The sequence below is a fragment of the Agromyces intestinalis genome, from assembly GCF_008365295.1.
Classification (GTDB): Bacteria; Actinomycetota; Actinomycetes; order Actinomycetales; family Microbacteriaceae; genus Agromyces; species Agromyces intestinalis.
In genome coordinates, this window is the sequence record NZ_CP043505.1 from 206,154 (window position 1) to 223,647 (window position 17,494).

The following is a 17,494-nucleotide window of genomic DNA, read 5'->3' on the forward strand; positions in this document are numbered from 1 at the left end:
CGAGGGACCCGCGCGCCGCTCGGAACCGACCCGCTCAGAACCCGAGCCGCCCCAGCTGCTTCGGATCGCGCTGCCAGTCCTTGGCGACCTTCACGTGCAGCGCCAGGTACACCTTGCGACCCAGCAACTGCTCGATCTGTGCGCGCGCACTCGCGCCCACCTCCTTGAGCCGCGAGCCGCCCTTGCCGATGATGATGCCCTTCTGGCTGTCGCGCTCGACGTACACGTTCGCGTAGACCTCGAGCAGGTCCTTGTCGTCGCGCTCGATCAGGTCATCGACGGTGACGGCGATCGAGTGCGGCAGCTCGTCGGAGACGCCCTCGAGCGCGGCCTCGCGCACCAGCTCGGCGATGCGCTCGGTGACGTCCTCGTCGGTGAGGGTCTCGGCCGGGTAGAGCGGCTGCTCGGACTCGGGCATGAGCGCCAGCAGCTCGTCGACGAGCACGTCGAGCTGCTCGCCCTTCGGCGCCGACACCGGGATGATCGACGCCCACTCGCGCAGCTGCGAGACGGCGAGCAGCTGCTCGGCCACCTTCGCCTTCGACGCGGCATCCGTCTTGGTCACGATCGCGACCTTCTTCGCCCGCGGATACTGGTCGAGCTGCTCGTTGATGAATCGGTCCCCCGGGCCGATCGCCTCGTTGGCAGGCACGCAGAACGCGATCACGTCGACGTCGCCGAGCGTGGTCTGCACGAGCGTGTTGAGCCGCTCGCCGAGCAGGGTGCGCGGGCGGTGCAGACCCGGCGTGTCGACCAGGATGAGCTGGCCGCGCTCGCGGTGCACGATGCCGCGGATGGCCCGGCGCGTCGTCTGCGGCTTCGAGCTCGTGATGGCGACCTTCTCGCCGACGAGGGCGTTCGTGAGCGTGGACTTGCCCACGTTCGGCCGCCCGACGAACGACACGAACCCGGCACGGTATTCAGTCACGACCGTTCCTTCCCTCGGCGCCTGACTCGAAGGCCGCGCGCACGTCGATGAGCGCCTGGTCGGCCCAGGCGAGGATGGTGGAGATCCGGCGGCGCCGGCCCTCGGTGCGCTCGGCCTCGAGCACGAGCCCCGACACCGCGACCCGTTCGCCGGGTTGCGGCAGCCGGCCGAGCTCCTTGGTCAGCAGGCCGCCGACCGAGTCGACGTCGTCATCGTCGAGTTCGATGCCGAACAGCTCGCCGAGCTCGTCGATCGCCAGTCGCGCGTTCACCCGGAAGCGCCCGCCGTCGAGGGGTTCGACCTGGGCGGCCTCGCGGTCGTACTCATCGGAGATGTCGCCGACCAGCTCCTCGATGAGGTCTTCGAGGGTGACCAGACCGGCGATGCCGCCGTACTCGTCGACGACCATCGCCAGATGGTTCGACTCGCGCTGCATGCGCCGCAGCAGTGCGTCGGCCTTCATCGACTCGGGCACGTAGGCGGCCGGGCGCACCAGTTCGCCGACGGTCAGCGTCTCGGCGTCGAGCGATCGTTCGAACCCCACCTTCGCGAGATCGCGCAGGTACAGCACGCCGATGACGTCGTCGGCGTCGCGCCCCACCACGGGGATGCGCGAGTACCCGGCGCCCAGGAACACCGCCATCGCATGCGGCAGGTGGGCGGTCGACTCGATCGTGACCATGTCGGTGCGAGGCACCATGACCTCGCGCACCACCGTCGCGTTGAACTCGAAGATCGAGTGGATGAGCTCGCGGTCCTCCTCCTCGAGCACGTCGTGCTCGGTGGCGTCGTCGACGATGCTCAGCAGTTGCTCCTCGCTCGCCACGCCCGAAAATCGCGCACGCGACGGCGTCACCCGGTTGCCGAGCGCCACCAGCGCGTTGGCGATCGGCCCGAGCAGCAGCCGGATGAACCGCACGACGGGTGCGGCGACGCGCAGCACACCCCGCGCGTGCGCGCGGCCGACGCTGCGGGGGCTCGCCCCGACGAGCACGAACGACACCCCCGTCATGATGAGCGCCGACCACAGCAGCGCCCACCAGACGTTGTCGGCGAACGACGTGAAGGCGAGCGTCACGAGCACCGCCGCCGTGGTCTCGGCGATGATGCGGGTGAAGTTCACCGCGTTGACGTGGGCACCGGTGTCGTCGGCGATCGCAAGCAACGATCGACGTGCCCGCGACGCGAGCGCGAGGTCGACGAGGTCGGCCCGCGAGAGGGTGGCGAGGGCGGCGTCGACGGCGGCCATCAGGCCGCCGAACGCCACCAGCACGAGGGCGGCGGCGAGGAAGAGCCAGGGCTCCATGGTCAGCGGCGGCGCTCCTGCATGGCGAAGCCGACGAGGATGTCACGCTGGATGCCGAACATCTCCTTCTCTTCGGCCGGTTCGGCGTGATCGAAGCCCAGCAGATGCAGGATGCCGTGCGTGGTGAGCAGCTGCAGCTCGTCGAGCAGCGAGTGTCCGGCGGTCTTCGCCTGCGACTCGGCGACCTGCGGGCAGAGCACGACATCGCCGAGCAGCCCGGGCGGGGTGGGGTGGTCGGCGGTGCCGGGGCGCAGCTCGTCCATCGGGAAGCTGAGGACGTCCGTCGGGCCGGGCTCGTCCATCCACTGCACGTGGAGTTGCTCCATAGCGCCTTCGTCGACGAGCACGATCGCCAGCTCGGCATCGGCGTGCACGTGCATCGCGTCGAGGGCGTAGACCGCGAGGCGCTGCAGCGCGGCCTCGTCGACCTCGATCGCCGACTCGTTGTTGATCTCGATGCTCACTTGGTCCTCTCGAAGGTCGGCGTGGTCACGATGCGGTCGGCCGTCGCCCGCTCACGCCCGCGGCCGCGGGGGCTGGTGGTCGCGTGGCATCCGCCCGCGCCGTTCGGCGCGATTCGCGAATTCGCGCGCCTGGTCGCGTTCGAAGCGCTGCGCCTGGGTGCGCTGGTCGTACTCGGTGTAGGCGTCGACGATGCGACCGACGAGCGAGTGACGCACGACGTCGTCGCTCGTGAGCCGCGAGAAGTGGATGTCGTCGATGCCGTCGAGGATGCGCGTCACGAGCCGAAGGCCCGATGCCCCGCCGGGGAGGTCGATCTGCGTGATGTCGCCCGTGACGACCATCTTCGAGCCGAAGCCGAGGCGGGTGAGGAACATCTTCATCTGCTCGGGCGTGGTGTTCTGGGCCTCGTCGAGCACGACGAACGAGTCGTTCAGCGTGCGGCCGCGCATGTACGCGAGCGGTGCGACCTCGACGGTGCCCGACGCCAGCAGCTTCGGCACCAGCTCGGGGTCCATCATCTCGTTGAGCGCGTCGTACAGCGGGCGCAGGTACGGGTCGATCTTGTCCGTCAGCGTGCCGGGCAGGAACCCGAGGCGCTCGCCGGCCTCCACGGCCGGACGGGTCAGGATGATGCGGCTCACCTCTTTGCGCTGCAGCGCCTGCACGGCCTTCGCCATCGCCAGGTACGTCTTGCCGGTGCCCGCGGGGCCGATGCCGAACACGATGGTGTGCTCGTCGATCGCGTCGACGTATTCGCGCTGCCCCTCGGTCTTCGGCCGGATCGACTTGCCGCGGCTCGACACGATGACCTGGCTCAGCAGTTCGGAGGGCCGTGCCGCGGGGTCGGCGTCGAGGATGCGCGCCGAGGTGCGCACCTCGGTCGGCGTCGGGTCCTGGCCGTTGCGCACGAGCTCGAGCAGCTCTTCGATGAGCCGCCGCACGCGCACGCGCTCGGCCTCGCCGCCGCGGATGGCGATCTCGTTGCCGCGCACGTGCACGGTCACGCCGGGGTACTCGCGTTGGATCGACGAGAGCAGTCGGTCTTGCGGGCCGAGCAGACGCACCATCGCGACGCCGTCGATGCTCAGCCGCTCCTCGTCGGGCGACTCGGTGATGGGCTCAGCGCCCGGGTCGGGTTCAGCCGCCGGCAAGCGTGCCCTCCTCGAGTCCCCCGGCGAGCACGTGGGCGTGCACGTGGAAAACGGTCTGGCCGGCCGCGGGGCCGGAGTTGAAGATCAGTCGGTAGTCGCCGTCGGCGAGGTCGGATGCCACGCCCTTCGCCACTTCGACCAGTTCGACGAGCAGGGCGGGGTCGCCCGCGGCGAGCTCGGCGACATCGCGGTAGTCGCCCGATTTGGGCGTCACGACGACGTGCACCGGCGCCTGGGGCGCGATGTCGTGGAACGCGATGACGCGCTCGGTTTCGGCGACGATCCGCGCGGGGATCTCGCCGGCGGCGATGCGCTCGAAGACGGTGGGCCGGTCGGCAGTGTCGGTCATATCACTCCATCGTAGCGAGGGAACGCTCACCAGCGGCCGAGCGCGGCGCTGAGCACCGCGATGGCCGCCGGGCCGGCGGTCGAGGTGCGCAGCACGGATGCTCCGAGCCTGACGGGTTCGGCGCCGGCGGCGACGAGCCGGTCGAGTTCGGCGGGGGCGATGCCGCCCTCGGGGCCGACGACGAGCGCGAGGTCGCGACCGTCGGGCTCGAGATCGGTGAGGCGGACCGATGCGGTCGGCTCGAGCAGCAGCATCCGCTGGCCGTCGAGGCGCGCGGGAAGCTGCGCGGTCGTGGCCGGCTCGTCGACCTCGGCGAGGTACGACCGGATCGACTGCTTGGTCGCCTCGCGTACGATCGCGGCCCACCGGGCCCGGCCCTTCTGCGCCTTCTGCCCCTCCCAGCGCGACACCGAGCGCGCGGCGGCCCACGGGACGACCCGGTCGACGCCGAGTTCGGTGGCCGCCTGCACCGCGAGTTCGTCGCGGTCGCCCTTCGCGAGCGCCTGCACGAGCGTGAGCCGGACGGCCGGCGGCTCCTCGAAGACGACCTCGTCGACCTCGATCGCGAGTTCGCGCGGCCCCGTCGAGGCGACCGCACCCGATGCGATCGTGCCGCGGCCGTCGCCGATCGCGACGCGCTCGCCGACCCGCACCCGGGCGACGGTCACGGCGTGCCGCGCCTCGTCGCCGGTGAGCTCGACCGTCGCGCCGGGCGCGACCGCGGCCGCGTCGAGCCGCTCATCGAGGTACAGGTTGCTCATCGAGGCATCCGATCTTCGCGCTCAGCCCAGGAACCGGTCGCGCAACCGCGCGAACAGACCCTGCTGGAAGTGGCTGAGCTGCGGCTTCTGGGGCTTGTGCGCCTGCGCGAACTGCTCGATGAGCTGCCGCTCCTTGTGCGAGAGCTTCGTCGGGGTGACCACCTGCACGCCGATCTTCAGGTCGCCGCGGCCCGAGCCGCGCAGTCGCGTCACACCGCGGTCTTTCACCGTGATCACCTCGCCCGCCTGCAGACCGGGCTTCAGCTCGACGTCGACGTCGCCGTCGAGCGCCGGGATCGTGGTCGTCGTGCCCAGCACCGCGTCGGACATCTGCACCTCGATCGTGCAGAGCAGGTCGTCGCCGTTGCGGCTGAACACGTCGTGGGTCTTGACCTTGATCTCGAGGTAGAGGTCGCCGTTCGGCCCGCCCGCGGGCCCGGCCTCGCCCGAGCCGGGCATCTGCAGCCGCAGGCCGGTGTCGACTCCGGCGGGGATGTCGACCGGCACGGTGCGCCGCGCGCGCACCCGGCCCTGCCCCTGGCAGGTCACGCACGGCGTGGCGATGATGGTGCCGTAGCCGCGGCAGGTGCCGCAGGGGCTCGAGGTCATGACGTTGCCGAGCAGCGACCGCACGGTGCGCTGGATCTGCCCGCTGCCGTGACAGATGTCGCACGTGACGGGCGACGTGCCCGGCTGACAGCACGAGCCGTTGCAGGTCTCGCACAGCACGGCGGAGTCGACCTCGAGATCGCGATGCGTGCCGAAGATCACCTCGTCGAGGCCGACCTCGACGCGGATCAGCGCGTCCTGGCCGCGCTCGCGCCGGCTGCGCGGCCCTCGGGTCTGCCCGCCGCCGCCGAAGAACGTCTCGAAGATGTCGCCGAACCCGCCGAAGCCCTGCGCACCGCCGAAGCCGCCCTGGCCGCCGAGGTCGTACTGCTGGCGCTGCTTGGGGTCGCTCAGCACGTCATAGGCGTGCGTGACCTCTTTGAATCGTTCGGATGCCTCGGCGCCCGGGTTGACGTCGGGGTGGAGTTCTCGGGCGAGGCGACGATACGCCTTCTTGATCTCGTCGGGCGTTGCGTCGCGTGAGACGCCGAGGACCTCGTAGTGGTCTGCCACGGAGGGCGGTTCCTTTCGATCGGATGCGGCCGAGGCCGCGGGTCAGTGCTCGCCGAGCGTGCGCGACAGGTAGCGCGCGACCGCGCGGACGGCGGCCATGCTGGCGGAGTAGTCCATACGGGTGGGCCCGACGACGCCGAGCCGCGAGATGTCGCGCCCGGGCACCGCGAACGAGGTGGACACGACGGAAGCCTCGGGCAACCCGAACGGCGCGTTCTCTCGGCCGATGCGCACCGCGATGCCGTGCGGGTCGGCGGCCATCTCGCCGAAGAGGCGCAGCAGCACCACCTGCTCTTCGATCGCCTCGATGACCTCGAGGATCGAGCCCGAGAAGTCCTGCTCGATGCGCACGAGGTTCGCCGCGCCGGCGACGACCAGCCGGTCGCCGCCGCGCTGCGCGCGCGCCTGCTCGGCGAGGGTGAGCGCGAGCGTGTGCAGCACCGCCGCGTGCCGGGGGTCGGCGCCTTCGATCTCGCCCGACAGCACGGCGGCCGCGTCGCTCATGGTGAGGCCCGCGGCGACGCGGTTCAGGCGCAGCCGCAGGTCGGCGAGGGTGTCGACGTCGACGTCGTCGGCGAGCTCGGCGATGCGCTGCTCGACTTGGCCGGCATCGGTGATGAGAATGCACAGCACCCGCGTCGGCGCGAGCTGCACGAGCTCGACGTGCCGCACGCGCGCGCTGTGGAAGCTCGGCACCTGCACGACCGCGAGCTGGTTGGTGAGCTGGGCGATGAGGCGCACGGTGCGGCTCAGCAGCTCGTCGAGGTCGCCCGCCTCGCCGAGGAACGTCTCGATCGCGTGCCGCTGGGCCTGGCTCATCGGCCGCAGCTCGGTGAGCTGGTCGACGAACACCCGGTAGCCCTTGTCGGTCGGGATGCGCCCCGATGAGGTGTGCGGGGCGGCGATGAGTTCTTCCTCTTCGAGGATCGCCATGTCGTTGCGGATCGTCGCCGCGGACACCCCGAACGCGTGGCGTTCGACGATCGCCTTGGAGCCGACGGGCTCGCGTGAGGCGACGTAGTCCTGCACGATGGCGCGGAGCACCGCGAGACCACGCTCGGAGACCATGCGTCCTCCCGTTCCGACGAACTGGCACTCGACGTTCCTGAGTGCCAATCCTATCGTGACGTTCAGGGCCAGCACCGTTGCCGCAGGCGGCGGCGCGGCACTAGCTTTGCACCGTTCGCGCAGGTCCCGGCGCGGACGCCGCTCCCCCGGCGGCTCACCTCGCAGTCTGAAAGGCATGCCATGTCCGACCAGAACCCCGCTCCCGACCCGGCTGCACCGCAGCAGCCCGCGCCCGGCCAGTACGCGCAGCCCGCCGCTCCGCTCACGCCCGAACAGGACGTGCAGTGGGCCTCGTTCGCCCACCTCGGCGGCATCCTCGGCTTGCTGCCGTCGCTCATCATCTGGCTGGTCTTCAAGGATCGCGGCCAGTTCACGAACACCGAGGCGAAGGAGGCGTTGAACTTCCAGATCACGCTGACGATCGCGTCGATCGCGCTGTGGATCCTCGTGACCATCATCACGATCCTGACGTTCGGGTTCGGCGCCCTGCTCACCTTCCTGGTGTGGGTGCCGTGGATCCTCGGCGTCGTCTTCTCGATCATCGCCTTCCTGAAGGCCAAGGACGGCCAGCACTACCGCTACCCGTTCGCCATCCGTCTCATCAAGTAATCCGGCACCGGCACGCCGGGCGGGGTCTTCCCCCCGGCGTGCCGCTCTGGGAATATGGCGGCATACCCCGCGAACGCGGGCACCCCGAAGGAGCCTCATGTCAGACGCAACGCCTCCGACCCCGCCGCCTCCGCCCGGTCCCCCGACGCCGCCGCCGGCAGGTCCGCCGCCCGGCAATCCGTACCAGCAGAGCCAGCCGCTCAGCCCGTCCGACGAGAAGCTCTGGGCGACGCTGATCCACATCGGCGGCATCCTGTTCGGGTTCCTGCCGGCTCTAATCGGCTACCTCGTCCTGAAAGACAAGGGTCCGTTCATCCGCGGGCATTCCGCGACCGCGCTGAACTTCCAGATCACGCTGCTGATCGCCTACGTGGTCGGCTGGGTTCTGGCGTTCGTGCTGATCGGGTTCCTGCTGCTGGCCGCGGCCTGGATCGCGTCGATCGTCTTCGGCATCATCGCTGCGATCAAGGCCAACCAGGGCCAGCCCTACGTGTACCCGGTGGCCATCAAGTTCGTGAGCTGATCGACCCGGCCGCCTGACCGAAGCCCGCTCGCCCGGATCCCCGGGCCGGCGGGCTTCGTCGTGCCCGCCGGCGCCCCCCCTGCCGGTGGGCGCCGTCGCGTCTGATGGCGCCCTGGCCCGCGCGTCGGGGTCGCTTGTGGTCGCTGCGCGCGGCGCTACGCGACCACGAGCGACCCCGACGAAGGTGGTGGCGAGGTGCGGTCGTGCAGGGTGTCTTGCAGATCGAGTAGTTGATCAGATACAGTACTGGTCATGACAGACCACACCGTGCCCGCCGCCGACGACGCGTTCGCCGCCGACCTGCTGCGCGGTCACACCGACACGATCGTCCTCGGCGTCCTGCGACGCGGCGAGCGCTACGGCTTCGAGATCTACAAGACGATCCGCGATGCCACCGGCGGTCGCTACGAGATCAAGGAGGCGACCCTGTACGCCACCTACCGACGCCTCGAACGCGACGGACTCGCCGAGTCGTACTGGGGCGACGAGACGCAGGGCGGCCGCCGCAAGTACTACCGCATCACCGACGCCGGTCGGTCGGTCTACCACCGCAACGTCACCGCGTGGGTCGCCACGCGGACGATCATCGACTCCCTGCTCGAGACGAGCGACTGAAAGGCTCCGAATGATGGCCATCGACAACATCCACCGCCTGCTCGACGAGGCCTTCGCGGGCATCCCGTCGACGCCCGAAGTGCAAGACCTGAAAGAAGAGATGCGCTCGAACCTCATCGCGCGGGTCGCCGAGCTCGAGGCCGGCGGTTCAACGCCGCAGGATGCCGCGCATCGCGCGATCCGCGAGCTCGGCGACATCCACGCCCTCGTCGAGGCCGAGTCGATCGCGACGGCGCAGCCGGCCGTGCGACCCAGCGCCGAGCTGTTGCACGCGCGCTACCGCGTGCGGCCGAAGCCGGCGTTCGTCGTGCGCGTCACCGTCGCGGCTGCGATCGGCGCCGCGGCGCTCGTGTTCGGCGTCGTGCTGGGTTCGGGAGCCACGGCCGCCGAACCCGTCGCCGCGCTCGGCATGGCGGGCTTGCTCTCGACCGCCGTCTTCTGGATCGTCGCCGACTCGCTCCAGCAGGAGACGACGACGAACCATCCCATGCCGCAACCCCGCGCCGCGGGCTACGGGCTCGGCGCCGGAGTCACCGTGCTCGGGCTCGGGCTCACCGCGCTCATCGTGATCGGCGCGATCCCCGTATGGGTCGCGTTCGTTCCGGCTCTGCTCGTGGCCGGCGCCGCGGTGCTGTTCGCCTTCCTCGGCGCGACGCAGACCAACCGCCACAAGGCGTGGGTGCGTGAGATCCAGCGCAGCCAGGTCGTCGCGAACCATTTCGACCACGACCCGGCCAGCGCCGCCCGCTTCGGCATCTACTCCGCGGCGATCTGGACCACCGCCCTCGTCGCGTTCATCGTGCTCGGGCTCACGGTCGGCTGGTGGTGGGCGCTGCTCGCCTTCCCGGCTGCCCTCGTCGTGATGTTCGTCACGCTCGCCCGCATGCTCTTCCCGGCGAAGCGCTGAGGCGCAGCGCCCACCGTTCAGTCACGGTTCCGAAGGATTCCGACATGACCTCCTCCTCCCCTGCCATCACGGCGGCGGCGCTCGCCAAGACGTACCGGGTCGGGCGCGGCAAGCCGCCGGTGCACGCGCTGCGCGGCCTCGATCTCGACCTGCCCGCCGGCCTCGTCACCGGCCTGCTCGGCCCGAACGGCGCCGGCAAGTCGACCACCACGAAGATCCTGACCACGCTCGCGCGGCCCACCTCGGGCACCGCCACCGTGGCCGGTATCGACGTCACGCGCGATCCGGCGGCGGTGCGCCGGCGCATCGGGTACGTCTCGCAGGGCACGGGCACCGATCCGCTGCTCACCGCCGAGGAGAACCTGGTGCTCGCGGCACGGCTGCGAGGCATCCCGGCCGCCGATGCCCGCGAACGCGCACGACGCCTGCTGCACGAGTTCGGCCTCGACGACGCGCGCGGCCGCACCGTCGCCCGGTTCTCGGGCGGCATGCGCCGGCGGCTCGACGTCGCCGCGGCGCTCGTGCACCGCCCCTCGGTGCTGTTCCTCGACGAGCCGACGACCGGACTCGACCCCGAGTCGCGCGCGGCGATGTGGGCCGAGATCCGCCGGCTGTCGGCCGAGGACGCGCTCACCGTCGTGCTCACCACCCACTACCTCGAAGAGGCCGACCGCCTCGCCGACCGGCTCGTCATCATCGATCGCGGCGTCGAGGTGGTGTCGGGCACAGCGGCTGCGCTGAAGGCGGGGCTGCGCGGCGAGACGCTGCGCGTCACGCTCGTCGAACCGGATGCCACGGCGGTCCGCCGCGCGATCGACGGCGTTCCCGGCCTGCATGACGTGGTCGTCGAGACGCAGGGCACCGCGGGGTCCGTCACCGCCCGCGTCGACGACGCGACCGCGGCGCTTGCCGCCGTCATCGCCGCGCTCACCGCCGGCGGGGTCGCCTTCGGCGCGGCATCCGTGTCGGCGCCGACGCTGGACGACGTGTACCTGCACCACGTCGGCCACAGCTTCGACGCGGGCCTCGCCGACGCCGCGTCCGACCAGGAGGGAGTCGCCGCATGAGCGCGACCATCGCATCTTCTGCGTCCGCCCCCGTGCGCGACGCCGGGTGGTTCACCCAGACCGGCCAGGTCTTCCGCCGATGGATGGTGGGCACCGCCAGACAGGCCTGGGGCCCGGTCATGAGCCTCATCCAGCCGATCATCTGGATCCTGCTGTTCGGGCAGGTGTTCGCGTCGCTCGGCGCATTTCCCGCGTTCGGCGACGCCGGTTACCTGGCGTACCTGGTGCCGGGCGTGCTCATGATGACCGTGCTCTACTCGGGCGCGTGGGCCGGCACCGGGTACATCGACGACATCCGCTCGGGCGTCATGGATCAGCTGCTGACCGCACCGATCTCGCGCACGGCGATCATCACGGGTCAGTTGCTGCAGCAACTCGTGATCAACCTCGCGCAGTCGGCGATCGTGCTCGGCATCGGATGGCTCGGCGGAGCCCGCTACCCGGGCGGGCTGCCCGGCATCCTGCTCGCCCTCGCCGCGGCGACCCTGCTCGCGGCCGCGTTCTGCTCGATGTCGAGCGCCGTCGCGCTCAGCACCCGGAACCAGGTCGCGCTCATCGGGCTCTCGCAGACGGTCGTGCTGCCGGCGACGTTCCTGTCGACGACGATGATGCCCGCCGACCTGCTGCCCGACTGGATCGCGGCGGTCGCGGCGTGGAACCCGCTCACCTGGGCCGTCGAGGCCGGGCGCGCAGGGCTCGACGGCACGGCGTTCGACGGCTCGGGCGACGGGCTGCTCGTCGCCGGCCGGATGCTGCTGCTCGCGCTGCTCGCCGCTGCCTCGTTCGTCTGGGCCGTGTCGTCGCTGCGCAGTTACCAGCGCTCGGCCTGACGGCCCGCGCCTGCTGTCCGTTGCCTGGCGCCGTCCACCTGCTGCGTGCCCCGGTCCGTCGCTCTGCGCCAGTTCGGCTCCCGCTGCGCCAGCTCGGGTGGCGCGCAGGCCGCGCATGTGGCGCAGCGGGAGGGAACCCGCGGCAGCGGGGCGCGCGCCGGAGAGCGAGCGGGGCGGGCGACGGACAGCGCGCGTGCGAGGGACAGCGGGCGGGCGATCAGTCGGCGAGCAGCCGCCGCACCACCGCGTCGGCCAGCAGCCGGCCGCGGCGGGTCAGCACGAGCCGACCGCCGAGCGCGGTGCGCGCCTCGACGAGCCCGTCGGCGATGAGGCCCGCCACGGCGTGCCGCCCGCCTGCGCCCAACGACGACACCGCGATGCCCTCGCGGATGCGGGTCGCAAGCAGCACGCGCTCGGTCTCGCGGGTGGGCGCGTCGAGCGTCTCGCGGCCGACCGCGGGCGAGACGCCGGCGGCGATGCGCTCGGCATAGGCGGCCGGATGCTTCGCATTCCACCAGCGCACGCCGCCGATGTGGCTGTGCGCGCCCGGGCCGACGCCCCACCAGTCGTCACCACGCCAGTAGCCGAGGTTGTGACGCGAACGATGGTCGGGCGACGTCGCCCAGTTCGAGACTTCGTACCACTCGTAGCCCGCCGCCGCGAACGCGTCGTCGGCGAGCTCGTACATGTCGGCCTCGAGGTCGTCGGACGGCTCGGCGAGCTCGCCGCGGCGGATCTGCCGGGCGAGCTTCGTGCCCTCCTCGACGATGAGGGCGTACGCGCTGACGTGGTCGGGACGCTCGGCGACGACGGCGTCGACGCTGCGGCGCCAGTCGTCGAGCGATTCCCCCGGGGTGCCGTAGATGAGGTCGAGGCTGACGTCCAGACCCGCGTCGCGTGCCCAGCGCACGACGAGCGGCACTCGCGCGGGGTCGTGCGTGCGGTCGAGGGCTGCGAGCACATGCGGCACCGCCGACTGCATGCCGAACGAGACGCGGGTGAATCCGCCGGCGGCCAGCGCCTCGAGGTCGGCGGGCCCGACCGAGTCGGGGTTCGCCTCGGTGGTCACCTCGGCGCCGGGTGCGAGCCCGAATTCGTCGCGCACCGCCGCGAGCATGCGCACCAGGTCGGCGGCCGGCAGCAGGGTCGGCGTGCCACCGCCGAAGAACACGGTGGATGCCTCGCGGCCGGGCAGCCCGGATGCCTCGAGCGTCCGCCGCGCGAACCGCACCTCGTCGACGGCGTGGCCGGCGTAGTCCTCTTGTCGCGCGCCGCGCAGCTCGGTCGCGGTGTAGGTGTTGAAGTCGCAGTAGCCGCACCGCACCCGGCAGAACGGCACGTGGAGGTACACGCCGAACCCGCGCTCGGCGGCGTCGCGCGCTGCGCTCGTGGGCAGCAGCCCGTCGGCCGGAGCCGGGTCGCCGAGCGGCAGTGCGGCGCCCATCAGACGAATGCGGGATGCAGCGCCCGCAGTTCGCGCCGCGTCAGCTCGCGCCGACGACGGCGCACGACGGGCGCGGCGACCGCCCCGGCGCCGCCCGACCCCTGCAGGATCGAACGGATCGTCAGCCAGACGCCGTCGTCTTCCCGGCGCTCGAGGATGAACGACTCCTCGCCGCTCTCGGCGCTGCGCCCGGTGGTGCCGTACGCGAACCCGACCCGGTCGGGCTCGTCGATGACGTACACCACGAGCACCGGGGTGCGGGCGGCGCGGAACCGGCCGCGCCGCACGAGCGTGGCCGCGACGCCCGCGGTGATCCACGGCGTGCCGTCGGCGCTGTACCGCTGCTCGGTGCGCGGCGCTTCACCGCTCACGGGAGCACCCTCGGGGTCGTAGACGACGCCGGTGTACTGGATGCCTGTGCCCGCAGACACGTCGACGACCTCGAGGCCGGCGCCGCGCTGCACGCCCCACGTCATGAGGTCCTCGGCGGCACGCTCGAAGCGCTCGGCGCCGGAACCGATGCGCACCGCGTCCTCGGAGGGGCGGAACCCCTTCGGCGGATAGCGCAGGAAATCAGGGTCGAGGGTGGCGCCGATCGCCCCGTACGTGACGGACTGGTCGGTGAAGGTGCTGCGACGAGACATCCGCGACAGCCTACTTCTTGCCGCCCGCCTTGCCCTCGGTTTCTCCTGAGAGCGCGGCGATGAACGCTTCCTGCGGAACCTCGACGCGGCCGACCATCTTCATGCGCTTCTTGCCCTCTTTCTGCTTCTCGAGGAGCTTGCGCTTGCGGGTGATGTCGCCGCCGTAGCACTTGGCGAGCACGTCCTTGCGCATCGCGCGGATCGACTCTCGCGCGATGATGCGCGCGCCGATCGCGGCCTGGATCGGCACTTCGAACTGCTGCCGCGGGATGAGCTCGCGAAGCCGCCCGGTCATGAGCACGCCGTACGCGTAGGCCTTGTCACGGTGCACGATCGCACTGAACGCGTCGACCTGCTCGCCCTGCAGCAGGATGTCGACCTTGACGAGGTCGGCCGCCTGGTCGCCGCTCGGCTCGTAGTCGAGCGACGCGTAGCCCGCGGTCTTCGACTTCAGGTTGTCGAAGAAGTCGAAGACGATCTCGCCGAGCGGCATGTTGTAGCGGATCTCCACCCGGTCCTCGCCGAGGTACTCCATGCCGAGCAGCGTGCCGCGGCGCGACTGGCAGAGCTCCATGATGGTGCCGACGTAGTCTTTCGGGGCGAGGATCGCCGCGCGCACCATGGGCTCGCGCACCTCGGCGATCTTGCCGCCGGTCGGGAACTCGCTCGGGTTCGTAACCGTCACGGTCTTCTTGTCTTCGGTCGTGACCTCGTAGACCACGCTCGGCGCCGTCGCGATGATGTCGAGCCCGAACTCGCGGCGCAACCGCTCGGTGATGATCTCGAGGTGCAGCAGGCCCAGGAACCCGGCGCGGAACCCGAAGCCGAGCGCCACCGAGGTCTCGGGCTCGTAGACGAGCGCAGCATCCGACAGCTTCAGCTTGTCGAGCGCCTCGCGCAGCTCGGGGTAGTCGCTGCCGTCGATCGGATAGAGGCCCGAGAACACCATCGGCAGCGGCTCGGTGTACCCCGCGAGCGCCTCGGTCGCCGGCTTCGACGCCGTCGTCACCGTGTCGCCGACCTTCGACTGACGCACGTCCTTCACGCCCGTGATCAGGTATCCGACCTCGCCGACGCCGAGCCCCTTGGTGGGCGTCGGCTCGGGGGCGCTCACGCCGATCTCGAGGATCTCGTGGGTCGCCCGCGTCGACATCATCTGGATGCGCTCGCGCGGGTTCAGCTGACCGTCGACCATGCGCACGTAGGTCACCACGCCGCGGTAGCTGTCGTATACCGAGTCGAAGATCATCGCGCGGGCCGGGGCGTCCGCCTGGCCCACCGGAGCGGGGATGCGCTCGACGACGCGGTCGAGCAGGTCCTCGACGCCCAGGCCGGTCTTCCCCGAGACCTTGAGGACATCGTCGGGCGAGCCGCCGATCAGGTCGGCCAGCTCCTTCGCGTACTTCTCGGGCTCGGCGGCCGGCAGGTCGATCTTGTTCAACACGGGGATGATCTCGAGGTCGTTCTCGAGCGCGAGGTACAGGTTCGCGAGCGTCTGCGCCTCGATGCCCTGGGCCGCGTCGACGAGCAGGATGGCGCCCTCGCACGCCGCCAGCGACCGCGACACCTCGTAGCTGAAGTCGACGTGGCCGGGCGTGTCGATCATGTTCAGCGCGTACGACGTGCCGTCGACCTGCCACGGCATGCGCACCGCCTGGCTCTTGATCGTGATGCCCCGCTCGCGCTCGATGTCCATGCGGTCGAGATACTGCGCACGCATGTCTCGGTCGCTGACCACGCCCGTGATGCCGAGCATGCGGTCGGCGAGGGTCGACTTGCCGTGGTCGATGTGCGCGATGATGCAGAAGTTGCGGATCAGCGCGGGGTCGGTGGCGGCGGGCACCGGCGGGTTGGCGGCTCTCGGAGACATCCTGTCGATTCTCCCATGCTTCGCTCCCCCGGGCCGCCCCTGCCCGATGGACCCGGCTCGTAGGCTTGAGGCATGGGCGAGGCGGGTCGCGACCGAGCGGCGACGAAGCGGATGCCGCGGGCACGCGTCGTGCTCGTGCACGGGATCCGCACCTCGGCGACGATGTGGCGCAACCAGCTCGCACCACTGCGTGCGCACGGCGTCGAGGTCGACGCCATCGACCTGCCGGGTCACGGAGCGCACCTCGGCGAGGCGTTCTCGCTCGACGCCGCCTACGCGGCGATCGATGCGGCCCTCGCGCGATCCCAGGCGCAGGGCGAGACGGATGCCACGGTGCCGCGCCTGCTCGTCGGGCTGAGCCTCGGCGCCTACCTCGCGATCGGGTACGCGGCGGAGCATCCCGGCCGCATCGACGGGCTCGTCGCAGCGTCGGCCGGCACCCGCCCGCGCGGAGCGGGCCTGGCCGGCTACCGGGCGCTCGCGGCGGCGATCCGCCGGCTTCCCGACCAGGGCCGGTCGTTGAACGATGCCATGGCCGCGCTGTTCCTGCCTGCCGACGCGGCCGCCGACATCGTTGCGGGCGGCGTGGCGCTCGACGTCATGGCCGACGCGCTCGGGGCGATCGGCACCATCGACCTCGAGGCCGCGCTCGGCGGTATCGCCGTGCCGGTCTGGTTCGTCAACGGACGCTGGGATCACTTCCGCTTCGAAGAGCGACGGATGCTCCGCGCTGCGCGCGACGCGCGGCTCGTCGTGGTTCCCGGCGCCACGCACCTGGTCAGCCTCGTCAAGCCCGACCACTTCACCGCGGCGGTGCTCGATGCGGTGGCCGAGCTCGACCGCCGGGCGGCTCGCGAGCGCCGCGCCCGGGCGCGAACGGCGCGCACCCGAGTGGAGACGTGAGCGCCGAACTGGTATCGTTGCCTGTTGGCTTGCGTGTGGGTCCCACCCCGCACGAGACGCCGTGACGGCCCCTCTACCGCTCGCGGCACATCCCGTACCCGCACGAGAACGAAAGAACCGACGTGGCAAACATCAAGTCGCAGATCAAGCGCATCAAGACCAACCTCAAGGCGCAGGAGCGCAACAAGGCCGTCAAGAGCGAGCTCAAGACCGTCGTCCGCGCGACCCGCGAGGCCATCGCCGCCGGCGACAAGGAGAAGGCGAACGCCGCCCTCAAGGTCGCGACCCGCAAGCTCGACAAGGCCGTCTCGAAGGGCGTCATCCACCAGAACCAGGCCGCGAACCGCAAGTCGGCGATCGCGAAGCAGGTCGCCGCGCTCTGACGCAGCCCGCTCGAAGGGCCCCGCACGGATCGTGCGGGGCCCTTCGTCATCTCGAGCGCCGATTCAGCAGCCCGAAGCCTTTCCGGCCTTGTACGTCGTCTGAGCGATCGCGTAGTCGGGCGCGCCCGACCGGATGTTCGCGCCCAGCCAGTTGGCGACCCAGCAGAGCTCCGACCACGTCTTGGGTCCGACGACACCGTCGCCCGTGAGGCACTTGGACTTCTGGAACGCGATGACGCGGCTCTTCGTGGCCGGGCCGAAGTAGCCGTCGGCGGTGATGCGGTTGTTCGCATACCCGACGCCACGACACGTGCTGCGCAGCACCGTCGCGCCGTTGAGGATCGTCTGGATGTTCTTGACGCAGGACGCGTAGGTCGAGTTCTGGCCGTAGACATAGCTGACGCACGGTGCCGCGGCCTGTGCGGGCTCACTCGGCGCGACCACGGGCGCGATCGCCCCGATGGCCAACGCCAGGCCCGCCAGAATGGTGCCGATCCTCTTACGCGCTCGCATGGTGTCCTTTCGAAAGGGTTGACTGGGAAGTTCCCG

General features: G+C 71.0%; 20 protein-coding genes. 8 read left to right on the forward strand and 12 right to left on the reverse strand.

Translation table 11 applies throughout. From position 1 onward, the window contains the following. Nucleotides 1–34 precede the first annotated feature (34 nt). The 8 genes from era to hrcA all read right to left on the reverse strand — a co-directional run bounded on the left by era (nt 35) and on the right by hrcA (nt 7,150). Nucleotides 35–928 (reverse strand): GTPase Era, encoded by an 894-nt coding sequence (gene era / locus FLP10_RS00975; RefSeq protein ID WP_149159166.1) that lies wholly within the window; start codon nt 926–928, stop codon nt 35–37. Then, nucleotides 921–2,234: a hemolysin family protein gene (locus tag FLP10_RS00980; RefSeq protein ID WP_149159167.1), complete on the reverse strand. Its 1,314-nt coding sequence runs from the start codon at nt 2,232–2,234 to the stop codon at nt 921–923. The genes era and FLP10_RS00980 overlap by 8 nt, the downstream gene beginning before the upstream one ends. Nucleotides 2,235–2,236: 2 nt before the next feature. Beyond that, on the reverse strand, nt 2,237–2,698 hold the full coding sequence (gene ybeY / locus FLP10_RS00985) for an rRNA maturation RNase YbeY (protein ID WP_149159168.1): 462 nt from the start codon (nt 2,696–2,698) through the stop codon (nt 2,237–2,239). 51 nt (nt 2,699–2,749) lie between these two features. Further along, entirely contained in the window at nt 2,750–3,766 is a 1,017-nt protein-coding gene (locus tag FLP10_RS00990) for a PhoH family protein (protein ID WP_149162015.1), read from the reverse strand. 70 nt (nt 3,767–3,836) lie between these two features. Beyond that, a complete protein-coding gene (locus FLP10_RS00995; protein WP_149159169.1) occupies nt 3,837–4,199 on the reverse strand; it encodes an HIT domain-containing protein in 363 nt (120 codons plus the stop codon). A 26-nt stretch (nt 4,200–4,225) separates the two neighbouring features. Beyond that, a complete protein-coding gene (locus FLP10_RS01000) occupies nt 4,226–4,960 on the reverse strand; it encodes a 16S rRNA (uracil(1498)-N(3))-methyltransferase (RefSeq protein WP_149159170.1) in 735 nt (244 codons plus the stop codon). A gap of 21 nt (nt 4,961–4,981) precedes the next feature. Next, nucleotides 4,982–6,082: a molecular chaperone DnaJ gene (dnaJ, locus tag FLP10_RS01005; RefSeq protein ID WP_149159171.1), complete on the reverse strand. Its 1,101-nt coding sequence runs from the start codon at nt 6,080–6,082 to the stop codon at nt 4,982–4,984. A 42-nt stretch (nt 6,083–6,124) separates the two neighbouring features. Further along, nucleotides 6,125–7,150: a heat-inducible transcriptional repressor HrcA gene (hrcA, locus tag FLP10_RS01010; protein WP_149159172.1), complete on the reverse strand. Its 1,026-nt coding sequence runs from the start codon at nt 7,148–7,150 to the stop codon at nt 6,125–6,127. Nucleotides 7,151–7,330: 180 nt separating this feature from the next. Here hrcA and FLP10_RS01015 point away from each other — a divergent pair, with 180 nt between their 5' ends. From FLP10_RS01015 to FLP10_RS01040, 6 genes are all read left to right on the forward strand, one after another. Then, a complete protein-coding gene (locus FLP10_RS01015) occupies nt 7,331–7,759 on the forward strand; it encodes a DUF4870 domain-containing protein (protein WP_149159173.1) in 429 nt (142 codons plus the stop codon). A gap of 97 nt (nt 7,760–7,856) precedes the next feature. Further along, a complete protein-coding gene (locus FLP10_RS01020) occupies nt 7,857–8,282 on the forward strand; it encodes a DUF4870 domain-containing protein (protein ID WP_149159174.1) in 426 nt (141 codons plus the stop codon). A 252-nt stretch (nt 8,283–8,534) separates the two neighbouring features. Next, nucleotides 8,535–8,897 (forward strand): PadR family transcriptional regulator, encoded by a 363-nt coding sequence (locus tag FLP10_RS01025; RefSeq protein ID WP_149159175.1) that lies wholly within the window; start codon nt 8,535–8,537, stop codon nt 8,895–8,897. 13 nt (nt 8,898–8,910) lie between these two features. Further along, nucleotides 8,911–9,804: a permease prefix domain 1-containing protein gene (locus FLP10_RS01030; RefSeq protein WP_149159176.1), complete on the forward strand. Its 894-nt coding sequence runs from the start codon at nt 8,911–8,913 to the stop codon at nt 9,802–9,804. Between the two features lie 44 nt (nt 9,805–9,848). Further along, a complete protein-coding gene (locus FLP10_RS01035) occupies nt 9,849–10,871 on the forward strand; it encodes an ABC transporter ATP-binding protein (protein ID WP_149159177.1) in 1,023 nt (340 codons plus the stop codon). After that, nucleotides 10,868–11,701, forward strand: a complete 834-nt coding sequence (locus tag FLP10_RS01040; protein WP_149159178.1) for an ABC transporter permease — start codon at nt 10,868–10,870, stop codon at nt 11,699–11,701. Before FLP10_RS01035 ends, FLP10_RS01040 begins: the two co-directional genes overlap by 4 nt. A gap of 217 nt (nt 11,702–11,918) precedes the next feature. Here the strand turns inward: FLP10_RS01040 and hemW are convergent, their stop codons facing one another. From hemW to lepA, 3 genes are read right to left on the reverse strand one after another with little or no spacing between them, the layout of a single operon-like run. After that, a complete protein-coding gene (gene hemW / locus FLP10_RS01045; protein WP_149159179.1) occupies nt 11,919–13,145 on the reverse strand; it encodes a radical SAM family heme chaperone HemW in 1,227 nt (408 codons plus the stop codon). After that, nucleotides 13,145–13,789 (reverse strand): DUF1990 domain-containing protein, encoded by a 645-nt coding sequence (locus FLP10_RS01050; RefSeq protein WP_149159180.1) that lies wholly within the window; start codon nt 13,787–13,789, stop codon nt 13,145–13,147. Before FLP10_RS01050 ends, hemW begins: the two co-directional genes overlap by 1 nt. 10 nt (nt 13,790–13,799) lie before the next feature. Then, on the reverse strand, nt 13,800–15,659 hold the full coding sequence (gene lepA / locus FLP10_RS01055) for a translation elongation factor 4 (RefSeq protein WP_149159181.1): 1,860 nt from the start codon (nt 15,657–15,659) through the stop codon (nt 13,800–13,802). A gap of 72 nt (nt 15,660–15,731) precedes the next feature. Here lepA and FLP10_RS01060 point away from each other — a divergent pair, with 72 nt between their 5' ends. Then, nucleotides 15,732–16,562 (forward strand): alpha/beta fold hydrolase, encoded by an 831-nt coding sequence (locus tag FLP10_RS01060; protein WP_246150099.1) that lies wholly within the window; start codon nt 15,732–15,734, stop codon nt 16,560–16,562. Between the two features lie 122 nt (nt 16,563–16,684). Further along, on the forward strand, nt 16,685–16,945 hold the full coding sequence (gene rpsT, locus FLP10_RS01065) for a 30S ribosomal protein S20 (RefSeq protein ID WP_149159182.1): 261 nt from the start codon (nt 16,685–16,687) through the stop codon (nt 16,943–16,945). 63 nt (nt 16,946–17,008) lie between these two features. Here the strand turns inward: rpsT and FLP10_RS01070 are convergent, their stop codons facing one another. After that, nucleotides 17,009–17,458, reverse strand: coding sequence for a peptidoglycan-binding domain-containing protein (locus FLP10_RS01070; protein WP_149159183.1), 450 nt, complete (start codon nt 17,456–17,458; stop codon nt 17,009–17,011). Between the last annotated feature and the right edge of the window lie 36 nt (nt 17,459–17,494).